Origin of the sequence: Gemella sp. GL1, from assembly GCF_013415365.1 — a bacterium.
Taxonomy (GTDB): Bacteria; Bacillota; Bacilli; order Staphylococcales; family Gemellaceae; genus Gemelliphila.
The window spans coordinates 54,539-69,525 of record NZ_JACBYB010000007.1; the positions used below are offsets into that span (position 1 = coordinate 54,539).

General features: G+C 28.1%; 11 protein-coding genes and 1 pseudogene. 2 read left to right on the plus strand and 10 right to left on the minus strand.

The features are described from left to right. Positions 1 to 10 precede the first annotated feature (10 nt). On the minus strand, positions 11 to 1,801 hold the full coding sequence (gene dnaG / locus HZY82_RS00345; protein WP_179938341.1) for a DNA primase: 1,791 nt from the start codon (positions 1,799 to 1,801) through the stop codon (positions 11 to 13). A 513-nt stretch (positions 1,802 to 2,314) separates the two neighbouring features. Between dnaG and HZY82_RS00350 the strand changes: the two genes are divergently transcribed. Next, positions 2,315 to 3,688 carry a glycine--tRNA ligase gene (locus HZY82_RS00350; protein ID WP_135156607.1) on the plus strand — a complete coding sequence of 458 codons (1,374 nt, stop codon included), beginning with the start codon at positions 2,315 to 2,317 and terminating at the stop codon, positions 3,686 to 3,688. 134 nt (positions 3,689 to 3,822) lie between these two features. Here the strand turns inward: HZY82_RS00350 and HZY82_RS00355 are convergent, their stop codons facing one another. The 6 genes from HZY82_RS00355 to HZY82_RS00380 all read right to left on the minus strand — a co-directional run bounded on the left by HZY82_RS00355 (position 3,823) and on the right by HZY82_RS00380 (position 10,256). Beyond that, positions 3,823 to 4,590 (minus strand): ABC transporter permease, encoded by a 768-nt coding sequence (locus HZY82_RS00355; protein WP_135156605.1) that lies wholly within the window; start codon positions 4,588 to 4,590, stop codon positions 3,823 to 3,825. Then, the gene (locus HZY82_RS00360; protein ID WP_135156604.1) at positions 4,583 to 5,224 is read right to left on the minus strand and encodes an ABC transporter ATP-binding protein; all 642 of its coding nucleotides are present in this window, start codon (positions 5,222 to 5,224) and stop codon (positions 4,583 to 4,585) included. The genes HZY82_RS00355 and HZY82_RS00360 overlap by 8 nt, the downstream gene beginning before the upstream one ends. 181 nt (positions 5,225 to 5,405) lie before the next feature. After that, positions 5,406 to 7,016, minus strand: a complete 1,611-nt coding sequence (gene glpO / locus HZY82_RS00365; RefSeq protein WP_179938343.1) for a type 1 glycerol-3-phosphate oxidase — start codon at positions 7,014 to 7,016, stop codon at positions 5,406 to 5,408. 13 nt (positions 7,017 to 7,029) lie between these two features. Beyond that, positions 7,030 to 8,532 (minus strand): glycerol kinase GlpK, encoded by a 1,503-nt coding sequence (gene glpK / locus HZY82_RS00370; protein ID WP_179938346.1) that lies wholly within the window; start codon positions 8,530 to 8,532, stop codon positions 7,030 to 7,032. Between the two features lie 354 nt (positions 8,533 to 8,886). Next, positions 8,887 to 9,585 carry a hypothetical protein gene (locus tag HZY82_RS00375; RefSeq protein ID WP_179938348.1) on the minus strand — a complete coding sequence of 233 codons (699 nt, stop codon included), beginning with the start codon at positions 9,583 to 9,585 and terminating at the stop codon, positions 8,887 to 8,889. After that, complete coding sequence (locus HZY82_RS00380; protein ID WP_135156596.1) at positions 9,579 to 10,256, minus strand: ATP-binding cassette domain-containing protein; 678 nt, start codon at positions 10,254 to 10,256, stop codon at positions 9,579 to 9,581. The genes HZY82_RS00375 and HZY82_RS00380 overlap by 7 nt, the downstream gene beginning before the upstream one ends. A gap of 331 nt (positions 10,257 to 10,587) precedes the next feature. Between HZY82_RS00380 and HZY82_RS00385 the strand changes: the two genes are divergently transcribed. After that, positions 10,588 to 11,490 carry a hypothetical protein gene (locus HZY82_RS00385; protein WP_135156594.1) on the plus strand — a complete coding sequence of 301 codons (903 nt, stop codon included), beginning with the start codon at positions 10,588 to 10,590 and terminating at the stop codon, positions 11,488 to 11,490. A gap of 358 nt (positions 11,491 to 11,848) precedes the next feature. Here HZY82_RS00385 and HZY82_RS00390 read toward each other — a convergent pair whose 3' ends face one another. The 3 genes and pseudogenes from HZY82_RS00390 to rlmD form a co-directional block, all read right to left on the minus strand. Then, positions 11,849 to 12,508 carry a DNA alkylation repair protein gene (locus tag HZY82_RS00390; protein ID WP_135156592.1) on the minus strand — a complete coding sequence of 220 codons (660 nt, stop codon included), beginning with the start codon at positions 12,506 to 12,508 and terminating at the stop codon, positions 11,849 to 11,851. Between the two features lie 115 nt (positions 12,509 to 12,623). After that, positions 12,624 to 12,689: pseudogene (locus HZY82_RS06670) on the minus strand (DUF2087 domain-containing protein); the annotation flags it as partial. 929 nt (positions 12,690 to 13,618) lie between these two features. After that, positions 13,619 to 14,962 (minus strand): 23S rRNA (uracil(1939)-C(5))-methyltransferase RlmD, encoded by a 1,344-nt coding sequence (gene rlmD, locus HZY82_RS00400; protein ID WP_135156590.1) that lies wholly within the window; start codon positions 14,960 to 14,962, stop codon positions 13,619 to 13,621. Positions 14,963 to 14,987 lie beyond the last annotated feature (25 nt).

Consider the following 14,987-nt stretch of genomic DNA (forward strand, 5'->3'; position numbering starts at 1 on the left):
TACTTTCTCCTTATTTTTTATAATTTTTCAATTTATCCAATATAGATATTTTTGCGTGAATATCCTCTTCTCCGATTGCATTGTCCAACTCTGTTTTCAAACGAGTAAATTCCTGCTTAAGATTATTTTTCTTTTTGAAATATTCAATATACTCCTTAACTGAATCTATAGACGGTTCCTCTTCTATCAAAAAGTCTGTATTATCTATATAATTCAATAAATGTAGTAACTCGTAATCTACTACATTAGATGTAAATTTATACATCTCAAAATCCATATAATTATTATAATATATTCCTAAGTTTTTTACTAGTTTTGAAAACAAAAGGTTACTAAAGTTCATATTTTCAAGTTCTTCATAAAATTCAAAGAATATATCACGGGATTTTAAGAAATATTTAAACATTCTACATGTGTTAATATCATAATTTTGTGATCTAAACAACTTTTCTATTTTAGTTTTATTAGGGACATAATCATTAACTGAAATAGTATCTCTAGTAATTCCTAATGCTGCTAATTCCCTAACCAATATTTTTTTATCTATTTCAAAATTATTAGCTAAACTTGATAGAAGTAGATCCTTTAAAGATTCTTCTTTTAAATAAGCAATGTTTTTTAGTATTTCGTTTTTATTATTTAATTTCGCTTCTATATTTTTAGAGTGATCTTTTAAATAAGAAATTTTCCAATCGATATAGTGAGTTTTATTATTTATAACATAGTCACTAAAAGAAAAGTTCTCATCCTTTTCTTTTCTATATGCTACAAATTCATCAATATCTTTTTTGCTAGTAATATTTATTTTATAAATATTGTTAGTTTTACTCAATAAGCTATTACCGATATTAATGCAGGCATCTTGGCCAGCCTTATCATTATCTAAGGCTAAGCTTACATTATCTACCAATCTTAATAAACTAGATGCCCTATTTTCATCAAGACTGGTTCCCATTATTGCTACAACATTTTTTACATTTTCTTGGTAAGCTCTTATGACGTCCATATATCCTTCAACAAGAATTATGTTATTTTCTTTACTTATAAAAGGTCTTGCATCTGAAAAATTATATAAAATATTTCTTTTTTCAAAAATATCAGTTTCCTGAGTATTATAATATTTGGCAACAGACTTATCTTCAGACATAGTTCTACCTGAAAAAGCAACTACCCTTGATTTATCGTCCTTTATAGGAAATATTATCCTATCTTTAAATACATCATAGTAGCTACCATTTGAAGCCATAGTTACTAAACCAGCATCTGCAGCATATTCTAAACTTATATTCTTTGATTTTAAAAAATCTACTATTAACTTATCGACATTTGGTGCATATCCTATATTGAAATGTTTTATACTTTCTTTAGTAATACCTCTATTTAATAAATAATTGAGTGCTTTTTCTGCTTCTTTTGTATTTAATAAAATATAGTTATAATAGTCTGCTATTAAATCAGATGAATAATACATTGTATCTATACGATTATCTAAGTTGTATGCTTTTGTTTTTCTTTCTTCTTCTACCTCTAGACCTAATCTTGTTGCTAACTTAATTAGGGCTTGTTTAAAAGAAATACTTTCTAGCTGTGCTAAAAAATTAATAGCATTTCCTCCCTGTCCACAACCAAAACAATGAGCTATTTTTTTCTCAGGAGATACTGAGAAAGATGGAGTTTTTTCATTATGAAATGGACACAAACCTATATAATTTTTTCCTCTAGCTTCCAATTTTACATATTCGCTAACCAAAGAAACAATATCTGTATTTTCTAAAACATAATCTATATCAATTCTAGCCATTCATCTCACCTCCAAATACTAATTTAGACATAATAATAGTAGTGTAATTATAGCATAAAATACAAATTTTTTTAATAGCTTATCCTTAATTTTTTACAATTATTTTAAACTAAAAAAAGTCTAACTAAAACAACTATTCTAGTTCATAATAATCATTATTTTATAAGTATCTCCATCTTCTTAATATCTTTATCAGTAAAAGCAAGAAAACTTACGATTTCCTTTAATGATTAACTTACACTAATTTTATAACTCATTCTTCTTATCTATATATAAGTTTATAAAATATATTTAATACATAACTTGTATTTTTATTCTAAAGATGATAAAATAAATCTAAGCGAGCTAATGATGGTGTGAGTTTAGCAAAATTTATTTGGAATTTTTATAACTTAATACCAAAGTGAATGCTTAGCATTAACGAGGGTGGAACCACGGATTTTTATTCGTCCCTGTATATAGTCTCTTTAACTATGTACAGGGATTTTTATATTTTTAAGGAGGAATTTATTGATGGAAAAGATTTTATCTTTATCTAAAAATAGAGGTTTCGTATTTCAAGGTTCTGAAATTTACGGAGGTCTAGCTAATACTTGGGACTATGGTCCCCTAGGTGTTGAATTAAAAAATAATATTAAGAAAGCATGGTGGAAAAAATTCATTCAAGAATCTCCCTACAATGTAGGTCTAGATTCAGCTATTCTTATGAATCCAAAAACTTGGGAAGCATCAGGTCATGTTGGTAATTTCTCAGACCCAATGATGGATTGTAAAGAATGTAAATCACGTTTACGTGCAGACAAATTAATAGAAGAATTCTACTACAATGAAAAAGGTGAAGATAAGGTTGTTGACGGACTACCATTTGAAGAGTTAGAAAAAATCATCGCTGATGAAAATATCCCTTGTCCAGAATGTGGTAAACACAACTATACTAAGATTCGTCAATTCAACTTAATGTTCAAGACAAGCCAAGGTGTTGTAGAAAACTCTACAAGTGATATCTTCCTACGTCCAGAAACAGCACAAGGTATCTTTGTAAACTTCAAAAATGTTCAAAGATCTATGCGTAAAAAATTACCATTTGGTATTGCTCAAATAGGGAAATCATTCCGTAATGAGATTACTCCAGGTAACTTTATCTTCCGTACTCGTGAATTTGAACAGATGGAATTAGAGTTTTTCTGTGAACCAGGAACTGACTTAGAATGGCATACTTATTGGAAAAACTTCTGTAAAGAATGGTTATTAAAACTTGGTATGAAAGAAGAAGCTGTAAGACTACGTGACCACGATAAAGAAGAATTATCTCACTACTCTAACGCCACAACAGATATCGAATTTTTATTCCCATTTGGGTGGGGAGAATTATGGGGAATTGCCTCGAGAACTGATTTCGATTTAAAACAACACTCAGAACACTCTAAAGTAGACTTGACTTACCATGATTTACTGAAAAATGAAAAATATCTACCATACTGCATCGAGCCATCTGTAGGGGTTGATCGTGTTCTTTTAGCATTTTTATGTAATGCTTATATGGAAGAAGAAGTTGGAGAAAAAGATGTACGTACTCTTCTAAAATTTCATCCAGCAATAGCACCCTACAAGGCTGCTATTTTACCACTTTCTAAAAAATTATCAAAAGCTGCTACTAAGCTTTATGCAGACTTAGCTGCTGACTTTATGGTAGATTTCGATGAAACTGGATCTATCGGTAAAAGATACCGTCGTCAAGACGAAGTTGGTACTCCATTCTGTATCACTTACGATTTTGATTCAGAAACTGATGGAATGGTAACAATTCGTGACCGTGATACAATGGAACAAACTCGTATTCCTATTTCTGAAGTAAAAGCATTTATAGAAGAAAAATTAAAATTCTAATAAATATAGACCCGATGTTAGCCTCGGGTCTATTTACTTTATCTATTTTTTTCTATTAGCACATAAAATATATTTCACAATTTTACACTAAAATTAAGAAAAAGAGAATTAAGTAAAACTTAATTCTCTTTTTCTTATTCAAATTCTAATTGGTCTCTTTTATTAAAATATGTTTTATATGAGAAGTATGCTGCCACCATTGAACCTAAACTTGTTGCAGATAGCAACATAAACATTACCATAATTTGATACTTAATAGCATGAACTGGGTCTACTCCTGCAAAAATAAGTCCTGACATCATACCAGGTAAACTTACTAATCCTACCGTTTTTGCTGAATCTATGGTTGGCTGCATACCTGTCTTAATACTATCACGTAAAATTGATTGTGATGCCAACTTAACAGAAGCTCCTAATGTTAATTTTTCTAGTATTTGTTGCCTATTATCTTTAAAAGAGCTATACATTGACTTATAAGCAAGCCCAATAGCTGCCATTGAGTTACTCGCAATCATACCTGAAATAGGAATAATTTGTGATGGTATAAATTTAATAGCACCCGATACTACTAAAATCCCTAAAGTTACACCTGTTGATAACAAAATTGCTAAAAATGAATGCCATTGCTTACTTGATTTATTAGGATTTCTCTTTTTGGCCTGACTACTAGCATTATATATTATTACTAACACCATTGCCAAACTTAGAAAAGCATTTGAAACCTGAAAAATATATTTTAAAATAAAACCAGTTAAAGTAAGTTGTAGAACTGTTCTAATTACTGCATAAAAAATATCCTTAGACAAATCTAACTTCTCTTTCTGACTTATTATCATTGCTAGTATAACTAAAGAAAATATTAAAACAAGTGATAAGTTGTCCACTGTTACATTATTATTCATACTTGATTTCCCCTCCTTCTATATTAATTACACTTGTAGCTAAATCTATTTCTTCTTGATCATGAGTTACTTCAATAATTGTTTTTCCTTTTTTATGATACTCATTTATTAAATTGTGGACTAAGTGTTTTGTATCTGTATCTAAACCTGCTGTTATCTCGTCTAGTAACAAAACTTTAGGTTCAAAAATCATATTTCTGACTAAAGCCACACGTTGTTTTTCTCCACCAGATAAATCTTTAATTTTATGATTCAAATACTCTTCTGACAAATTAACACTTCTCAATGCAATGACTGCTTTCGACTTGTCAAAATCAAGTCCTCTCACAATAAATGGAAACTCTAAATTGTCTTTTACAGTATCTCCGAATAAAACAGCCTGTTGAAAGAAATAAGACACTTCCTTACGATAGTCTTCCATATCTAAGTTTTCAATATTCTTATTTTCAAATAAAATCCTTCCATTAGTAGGTGATTGTAGACCTGCTAATAATTTTAGAATACTAGATTTTCCACTTCCTGATGGTCCTACTAAGGTTATTCTATCACCATTTTTAACACTAAGATTAATATTTTTTAATATTGATTTATCATTGCTAATGTAGTCAATATTTTTCAATTCAAAAATATTCATTTGAGACCTCTTTTCATATTTTTATTACTATTGATTAATTATAAATCTAATAACTAGTTTTGTCAATATAACCTTAATATGTTGTAGCTCAAATAAATTTTAAAATAAGTGGCCAAGATAACTTAAATTTAATCATTCATTGCTTGGCTTAAAATTACATTAGTAATTTTAAGATACAACATTACTTAATTTTCAAAATAACTATATTTTTCATGATAAATCTATCAAAGAATAATATCTTTATTTTTATTAGACAAATTATCTTAGATCCATAAAGATTAGCTAGATACAGAGAATCTTCATAATTTAAGCCATATTTCTCTCCACTTTGAGCTAAAGTTGCTAATTCTTCATCTACTTTATTAGGATTTATTTCTCCACCAGATACTGGGTAAGTTGTAGAATCAATCAATTTATATTCTTGATTATATTCATCTTTCAGAATATCCACAATTTTTTCTAAAGCTCCTTCAGCCATTTTACGGTAATCTGTAATCTTTCCTCCAGCAAGTGTTAATAAACCATTATCATCACGTTCAAAACTTGATCCCCTAGAAACTGCTGATGGATCTAAAGATTTTTCAGATGTACTTGACTCTAATTTTGAAACCGACTTCTCTACATCGTCTCTCGTTTTTTCATTATTTAAATAAGCTTTTACAGTATCAATAAGTGCATCAAAGCTTTCATCGCTAATTTTACCACTATTTCCACCATTATAATCTGAGGCACTATTACCTGATATTAAGGGTCTAAGTCCTGCCCAGGCACTTTCTATATCATCAATAGTCAATTTTGAATTAGGAAACCTATTGTTTACTATTTTTAATAAGTAATCAACATCTTCTTGATTCACTGTAGGCTTAGCTAAATCTCCTTTGTAATCTGTATCTGTTGTTCCAAAATATGTCTTATCTTCTCTAGGTAATACAAAAATCATACGACCATCAGCTAATCCTGAATCAAAATAGACAGGTTGCGGTACTTTTAATTTCTTACTATCTACAACTAAATGAACACCTTTTGTAGGCCTCATCCTATTAATTTTTTCACCTAAATTAGAGAAATTTCTAATTACATCACTCCGTGGTCCTGTAGTATTTATTACTAATTTAGCTTTTATTTCTAGATTTTCTCCTGTCAACAAGTCTGTTGCCTTAACACCTATAATTTTTCCATTTGCATCCAATATAAAATCATCTGCACGAACATGGTTTGCTATAAGTGCTCCATCTTGATTGGCTTTCTTAATATTTTCAATAACCAATCTAGCATCGTTATTTCTGAAGTCTAGGTATACTCCCCCACCTACTAATCCTTCTTTCTTCAGATCTGGCACTCTTTCTAAAACTTCTTCTTTAGTTAAAACTTTATTAGCCATATCTGTCTGATTTACTCCAGCTAATAGATCATATAAATCCATAGCTACCTTCAAACGAAATAGGCTGAAAGTAGAACCAGCTTCCTCATATACAGGCAATAACATAGGGTCTGGTTTAGGGATGTGTGGTGCAATTTTTTGCACCACTGCCCTTTCGGAAACTGTGTCCGACACCACTTCTACATCAAATTGTTTAAGGTAACGTAATCCTCCATGTACAAGTTTTGTAGATCTACTACTAGTACCTTCAGCAAAATCTTGCATTTCAATTAAAGCTGTATCAATCCCACTTGCAGCAGCCTGCAATGCAACTCCAGCTCCTGTGATACCTCCACCTATAATTAGTAGGTCTAAATTTTTTTCTTTCATTTTTTGTAGAGAAGTTTGACGCGTCTTTTTTGAAAATTCCATTTTATTCTCCTTACTAGTCTTGCTCCGCAAATACGCGAGTAGCTTTAACAGCTTTCTTCCAACCTTTGTATAGATTTTCTTTCTCATCTTCATTCATAGTTGGTTTAAATAACTGTCCTGTTTCATTTAAAGTTTTTATTTCTTCTAAATCTTTCCAATACCCTACTGATAATCCCGCTAAGAACGCAGCACCTAAAGCTGTAGTCTCTAAGTTTTTAGCTCTTGCTATTTCAGTTCCTAAAATATCTGATTGGAATTGCATCAAGAAGTTATTCATTGCTGCTCCTCCATCAACTTTTAATTGTTGAATATCAATTCCTGAGTCTAATTTCATCGAATCAATTACATCACGAACCTGATATGCTATAGACTGGAATGTCGCCTTAGCAAAGTCTTCTTTAGTAGTACCACGAGTAAGTCCAAATACTGATCCACGTGCATTCGAATCCCAATATGGAGCTCCAAGTCCTGTGAAAGCTGGTACTACATAAACTTCATTATCATTTTTAGACGCTAATGCTAATTGCTCTGATTCTGGAGATGATTCAACCATTCTTAATCCATCACGCAGCCATTGAATAGCAGATCCTGCAATAAATACAGATCCTTCCAATGCATAATAAACTTTTCCATTAATTCCATAACCGATAGTTGTTAATAAATTATTTTTAGAGTACTGAACTTCCTCTCCAGTGTTCATTACTATGAATGATCCTGTTCCATAAGTATTTTTAACCATTCCCGGTTCAAAAGCTAATTGTCCGAATAAAGCAGCCTGTTGGTCTCCAGCCATTCCTGAAATAGGAACTTCTCCTCCATAGAAATGGAAAGGAGCTGTTTGACCGTAGATCTCTGAGTTGGATTTAACTTCCGGTAGCATGGCTTTAGGAATATTTAACAATTCTAAAATTTCATCATCCCACTCTAATTTATTAATATTATAAAGCATTGTTCTAGCTGCATTTGAGTAGTCAGTAACGTGAGAAGCTCCATTAGTTAATTTCCATACTAACCAAGTATCAATAGTACCAAATAACAATTCCCCTTTCTCTGCTCTCTCTTGAGCTCCCGGTACATGATCTAAAATCCAACGTACCTTTGTCGCAGAAAAGTAAGCATCAATAACTAAACCTGTTTTTTTATGGAAGAAATCTGCATATCCATCTTTCTTCAATTGTTCTGCTAAAGGAGCTGTTTGACGTGACTGCCATACAATAGCATTGTATATTGGTAAACCTGTTTCCCTATCCCAAACAACTGTTGTTTCACGTTGATTAGTTATACCGATAGCTTCTATTTGATCAGGATGTACACCACTTTCAATAAATGCTCCTGCAATTACTGACTGAACTGAATTCCAAATTTGGTTTGCATTGTGTTCTACCCAACCAGCTTGTGGGAAAATTTGTGGAAATTCTTTTTGACTAACACTAACTTTTTCCCCTTTTTTATTAAAAATTATAGCTCTAGAACTAGTTGTTCCTTGATCAATTGCCATAATGTATTTTTCTACCATAAATATATCCTCCTAATAGTAAGCGTTTTTTTACAATTACATTATATAAAATTATAGCCTGTAATCCTTATCATTTTTTTTATTTTTTAGAAAAAATATGATACTTTCTACTAATCTCAAATAAAATTTCCTATGAAACTGAAAAGTAGCCTCCAAATAAGTCAGCTAAACTTTCACAATCATAAGAATACACTATTTACATTCTAATATTAAAAAGCTATTTTAGAAAGTATTTCTCTAAAATAGCTTTATATAGCAAATATCATTATTTTTCTGTTTTTATATCATTTACCAATTTTTCTAATTCTATACAGCAATTGCTTATTAAGGAATTTTTCTCTACATTTCTATTATCTATCTCCAGTTTATTTTTATTTTTCTTATCATTGTAAATAAGAAGCCACATATAAGCGTAATGATTGAATTAATTACTAAAGTATACTTTGAAAATAAAGAGTAGTCTATTTCTTTTTCAAACAATGTTAAAGGAAGAATTGTCGTATATATATTTCTAATTCCTTCATTAGAATTTACTCCTATCATTACAAATCCTAATTCATCTTTAAATACTAGATTGAAGATGACAGGATAAATAGCAATTAAAACTAACAAACTAAATAAGATTAGATTAGTAGCGAATTTTTTTGAATTTATAGATCTAAAGAAATATAGAAGTAAAATTAAGATACTAAAGTATGAAATTAATGAAATTGTCTTTTGAATAAAATCATACAGATTAAAGTTACTATATATTATGTAATATATTAGATTAAATACAATAAGTATCGCAGATAAAATAACTAAAACTTCATGGATACTATATTTTAGTGTATGGTAAAAATAATATCTTTTAGTATAAATAAATTCATATAAAAAATATGTAGATAAGGCAATCATAATTGTTGTTGACGTCAATATCCATATAGCATTTATCATTGTTAAGATAGGATTATCTATATACTTCATCAATAACCTGAAAAAGAGAGCTATTATAGACATATAGGCAAATATTTTTATATAGTTTAGTGATAATCTCTTTATTAAGGTTAGCATACTTTATTTACCTCCTTAAAAATTTCATCTAATTTTCTATCTTGATATTGTTTTCTTAATTTCTCAGTCTCTTCGTATAAAAGAATTTTCCCATCATTTATAAAAATTACTTCATCAAAAATTTTCTCCATATCAGAAACTATATGAGTACTGATAATCGCCAGACTATTAGCTTTTCTAAAATTTTCTATTAAGTAAATCATGGTATCTCTAGTTAGTGGATCTACTGCTGCTAATGGTTCATCAAATAAATAAAAATCTACATCATGTGCTAAACCAAATACAAGATGTATTTGTTCCTTCATACCTTTAGAATAGTCTGCAATTTTTTTATTGTCATCTATTTTTAAATAATCTAGCATCTTTTTTGCTCTTGTAACATTAAAATCTTCATATAATACTGAAAATTCTTTCATACAAGTTTTTATTGTCATTTCCTTAGGTATAAATTCTGCATCAGGTATTAAAAATATTCTATTATTCCCCTTTATAATTTTCCCTGTATATTTTTGATAAACATCAGCAATAGCATTCAATAAGGTTGTTTTCCCTGCACCATTAGGTCCCAACAAGGCTATTATTTGATTTTTATTTTTTATTTCTAAAGATATATTATTTAATATCTTATTATTTCTGGAAAAAGAAAAATCTAAATTTAAAATCTTCAACATTTCCTAGTCCTCCTATAATATTAAAATTATTTAAATTTATTTCAATCTAATTTTCTTTTTATTTACTATATTACAATCATCCAAAATTCTAAAATCCAATTAAGAATAAGCCTATAATTTATTTAGTATTTTCTAGATATGAATACTTTATACCTTAATTATATCCGCTTACATTTTTTTTTGTCAAGGTTTTCAAAGTTCTTTGAAAATAAGTCTTAAATTTTTATTTTCTTTACAAAATTTTATAGCAAGATTATTTAATTAATATTTTTATAGGGTTTATTTGATGGTATAATCAAAATATATAAAATTTTTATAAAGGAGAATTTTAATGAAGAGTATAATCATCAAACATTGGATAGCATACTTATATCTATTTGCAGTTTTCCTATTATTTACTGGGCGTGGAATATGGTATTGGCAGCATCCTATTGAATTTATGAATACAGATTTCTTTGCGTTTTCTTTCAATTTTGCAGCTGCATTTATAATTTCTTTAGTTGTTTCCAAATTCTTATTTGAAATTCCACCATTACGAGAAGAAAAGACAGATAATAGCGTAATGATTAAATCCATTAATTATCTTACACTACTTACTTTTATTATATGGGGAATTTACATTTTTTATTGTATTAATAAAAATATTTTATACCCTGGATTTAGTAACATGCTAATAATATTTTTTATAAAACAATATTTTGACTCTAGATTTCCTACTAATATATCCTATGAAAATAAAAAAATCGACTTATATTTTCCTTTATGGGTATGGCACTACCATTTAAATGATAAAAAAGAAAGAAAGATAAGTCGTAATGAAATTATTGTATTGATTCCTAGATCAAATGATATAAAACTTGTTAGTGAATCTATAGGTAAACTCGATAGGGATCAGATAATTTATTTACGCATAGCTCTTACAAACTCTAAAAATTATAATTTAATTATAAGAATAGCCAATTATGTATTAAAGTTAATTCCCACACTAGTTGGATCAGGTGGTGTATATGCAATATTTAATAATCTTTCAAAAAATAATAATTTTGAATTAATACTTGCTACTATTAATATTTCAATTATTATTGTTATCATTATTTATATAACTTATTATATAAATAATATATTTAATTATGAACTCATAAAAAACATTTTACTTGATATAATAGATGATATACTTGAAAGCAGAGATATTTCAACTAAAAATACAAAAGAAAAATCTAACAAATTAAAATAAGAGTAACCATGGATTAATACTTACCCAACTTTTCTCAACCTTATAAAAACTCTCTAGATTTACCTAGAGAGTTTTTTTATTCATCACATCAGATATTATATAAATATATTATTCAGAAACTAAATATTAAATACGTGCTTTTTATTGACTGTTCTTCTCTACACTAGTCCTGCATGTAATATCCTTTTATTATATATTTATATCCAATAATAAATCTAGTTTAATAATATAATTAAATCCATTTTGTATTTCCCAATCAAATTTCCATCTCTTATGAAGTTCAATAATAAAAATAATAATAAACTTTGCTTACCAGCATCAGTATACTCAACTTAATCCACCGCTCTATCTGCTAACTTTAAAGATACTTACTTGCTTCCCTAATACTTAACTTATCCATTTTATCTTGCTGTTCTTGTATAAAAGCAATTACCCACTCCTTATTTGTCTTTGAGTACTCTCTTAGTACCCATCCTATAGCTTTGTTTATAAAAAATTCATCTGTATTCAAACTATTAAGTATAATATTTTTTAGATTTCTAGTATTAGTTTTTTCCTTTAATCTTAATTGATATTCTATTGCAGTTCTTTTTATCCATATATTTTCTTCATTTGACCACTCTAACATTAATTGATGCACTCTTTCATCTTTAATTGCTATATTGCCAATAACCTGTGTAAGAACATCTATAGTATCCCACCAAGATTTATCCCTTATTAATTTCCTAATTTTTGAAATATCTTTATAAAATAAAAAGTCTTTCATTTTAAGTAGGTAATCACATACAAGATATTGAAATTCTCTATGTTCATTCTCATAACATTGAAATAAAAACTCCCAATCTACAGCCCCATTTTTCTTTTCAGTTTTCAAAAATTCATTATAGATTTTTCTCCTTTCAGGAGTTGCAATTCCAAAAAATAAAAATTTATTTCTCATATATTTTGACATTGAAATGGCTTTTATTTCATTTCGATGTTTTTCAAATTGCTCTTCTATATTCCTGTACTTACTCATATTTTCTATCTTTTTCGATATCCTACCAAGTCATATGTTAGCTAATAACTCTACTCTTAGTATCAATATCATTCTCCTTTATTTATTGTATATCTTTCTCCATAATCATCTCTATTTAAAATCCATAATCAATCATATATCTTCTTAAAATAGCATAATCATCACTATATGTTTTCAAAAAACTATTTACTTACAGTATAACATCCTTATATAATTGATTTAACAAGTATAAAAATATAATCATTTTTAAGATATAGTAGGTAGTCTTCCATCCCCTAATATCTATTATTGTTTCTTTCTCCATTTTTCCTCTACTTAAAAAATTGTTAAATATTTATAGACTTCTATTTCTGTATCCAAGTCATTCTCAACTAATCTTATATTATTCAAATAAATTAAAGAGAAATGTTTAAATCTAATATAATTTTTGTTATTACAATGTTTTATTTTTATTTTTCTATTATTTAATTTAACTGTATTTCTTTTTCTAATGGATTCTTACGAATAAACGGTACTGATGTCAAAATTTTTACTAGTTTACAATTATTGTGTTTTGATATTAATCTTTCAAAATAGGTATGGTTGAAACTTTTCTGATTCTCTTTCCTTATTTTTCTATATTCTTTTAAACTTGTTTCTCCTAGGATAAATAAATCTTCTATTATCTTTTAAGATAGTATATAGATTAGTTCATCTTTTGTATTTATATCTATATTTTCTTTATTTTTAATTTTTAATACCTTTTCTGATTTTTTTTCATATTTTATTCTCCCCCAATATTCAAGGGACAATTATTAAGATTTTAGTAAAATTTTTTCATACCCTTGTTCATACTTAGGAAATTTTATCTACTTATATTTGTTCTTTAACCTCATTCTTATAATATTAATTTTTTTATCTTAGTTTTTATTCTATTTCCTGTATTCATTAATTTCTTCCCCAATATTATAATAGTACTCTATCTATATATTGCCTTCTATATTAATAACTCTATATACCAGTAATTATATTAAAGTCTCAACCCTACTAATTTCATAATGTTCTATGTATTTAATAGATTAAAAATTTATATTACTTCATATTAAAAAGCCTTTATTTAAAGGCTTTCTTTTAGTTTTTTGTCATCAAAACTACACACTCAACATTAGGCGTCTGCGGAAACATATCGATAGGTTGAACTGTCCTTAACTTGTACCTTTTAGTTAATATTCTTAAGTCTTTAGCGAGTGTTGATGGATTGCATGATACATAGACTATTCTTTTTGCTCCTACATTTAGTAAATTTTTAGCCAAGTATCCTAGTCCCGTACGTGGTGGATCTACGATAGCAACATCAAATTTGTAAGCCTCTCTTTTTAGTTTTGGCAAGATTTTACTTGCATCTCCCACAGAATAATTGCAATTATCCAACCCATTTAATTCTGCATTATCTTCAGCATTCTTAATAGCTTCTTCTACAATATCAATTCCATAAACTTCTTTGCAGTTCTTACTAATATATTGTCCAATAGCACCTACACCACAATAGGCATCCAATACAATATCATCTTTATCTAAATCAGCAAATTCTAAAACTTTATCATATAAATTTTTCGTTTGCTTAGGATTTAATTGGAAAAATGAGTTAGCTGATAATTTGTACTCAATATGACCTATTTTTTCAATAATGTAGTCACTTCCATATAAAGTGATATTTTCCGTCCCCATAACTAAATGATCTTTATCATTGGTGATATTCAAAATTATAGATTTAACTATTCTTTCACGTTTCAATTCCCTAACAAGTCTATCTAATCCATCAATTTTTTTAGAATTTGCAACAAAGATTACCTGCATATCACCATTATAGAATGATACTCTTGTTGAAATATATTTAATACCAACATATTTCTTAGAAATTGATACTGGAACCTTAAATTTAGCAATATATTTTTTGCATTGTTCAATAATCCTATTAGCTGCTTCAGTTTGGACTATACAGTCCTTAATATCTACTAATTGGTTAGTCCCTTCTTTATACAATCCTGCAACAACCCTACCTTCCTTACTTATAGCAACAGGAAATTGATTTTTATTTCGGTAATGGTATTCTTTTGGAGATGGCATGGTTTTGGCAATCTTATTTTCAGGATTCTTGATATTTAAATATTTATTAAATGCGTCAAGAACTATATCACGTTTATATTCTAATTGCTTTTCATATTCAACATGAGCTAAAGCATAGGCCCCTGATTCTAGAAATTCTTTTCTTACATTTTCTCTCCTATAAGGAGATTTTTCTAACACTGTTAATAATCTAGCTTTAATATATTTTTCGTTTTCTTCTTCAATCTGACATCTGATTACTTCATCAGGTAATGCTCCTTTTACAAAAGTAATTTTTTTACGATAGTATCCAATTCCTTCTCCATTTATTCCTATTTTTTTTATTGTAAGTGTAATTTTTTTTGTCATATTGTTTATTCACTCCATTATATTT

Coding starts and splice junctions, on each gene's coding strand:
- dnaG (WP_179938341.1), bottom strand. CDS start 1,801: ATGGCTAGAATTGATATAGATTATGTTTTAGAAAATACAGATATTGTT.
- HZY82_RS00350 (WP_135156607.1), top strand. CDS start 2,315: ATGGAAAAGATTTTATCTTTATCTAAAAATAGAGGTTTCGTATTTCAA.
- HZY82_RS00355 (WP_135156605.1), bottom strand. CDS start 4,590: ATGAATAATAATGTAACAGTGGACAACTTATCACTTGTTTTAATATTT.
- HZY82_RS00360 (WP_135156604.1), bottom strand. CDS start 5,224: ATGAATATTTTTGAATTGAAAAATATTGACTACATTAGCAATGATAAA.
- glpO (WP_179938343.1), bottom strand. CDS start 7,016: ATGGAATTTTCAAAAAAGACGCGTCAAACTTCTCTACAAAAAATGAAA.
- glpK (WP_179938346.1), bottom strand. CDS start 8,532: ATGGTAGAAAAATACATTATGGCAATTGATCAAGGAACAACTAGTTCT.
- HZY82_RS00375 (WP_179938348.1), bottom strand. CDS start 9,585: ATGCTAACCTTAATAAAGAGATTATCACTAAACTATATAAAAATATTT.
- HZY82_RS00380 (WP_135156596.1), bottom strand. CDS start 10,256: ATGTTGAAGATTTTAAATTTAGATTTTTCTTTTTCCAGAAATAATAAG.
- HZY82_RS00385 (WP_135156594.1), top strand. CDS start 10,588: ATGAAGAGTATAATCATCAAACATTGGATAGCATACTTATATCTATTT.
- HZY82_RS00390 (WP_135156592.1), bottom strand. CDS start 12,508: ATGAGTAAGTACAGGAATATAGAAGAGCAATTTGAAAAACATCGAAAT.
- rlmD (WP_135156590.1), bottom strand. CDS start 14,962: ATGACAAAAAAAATTACACTTACAATAAAAAAAATAGGAATAAATGGA.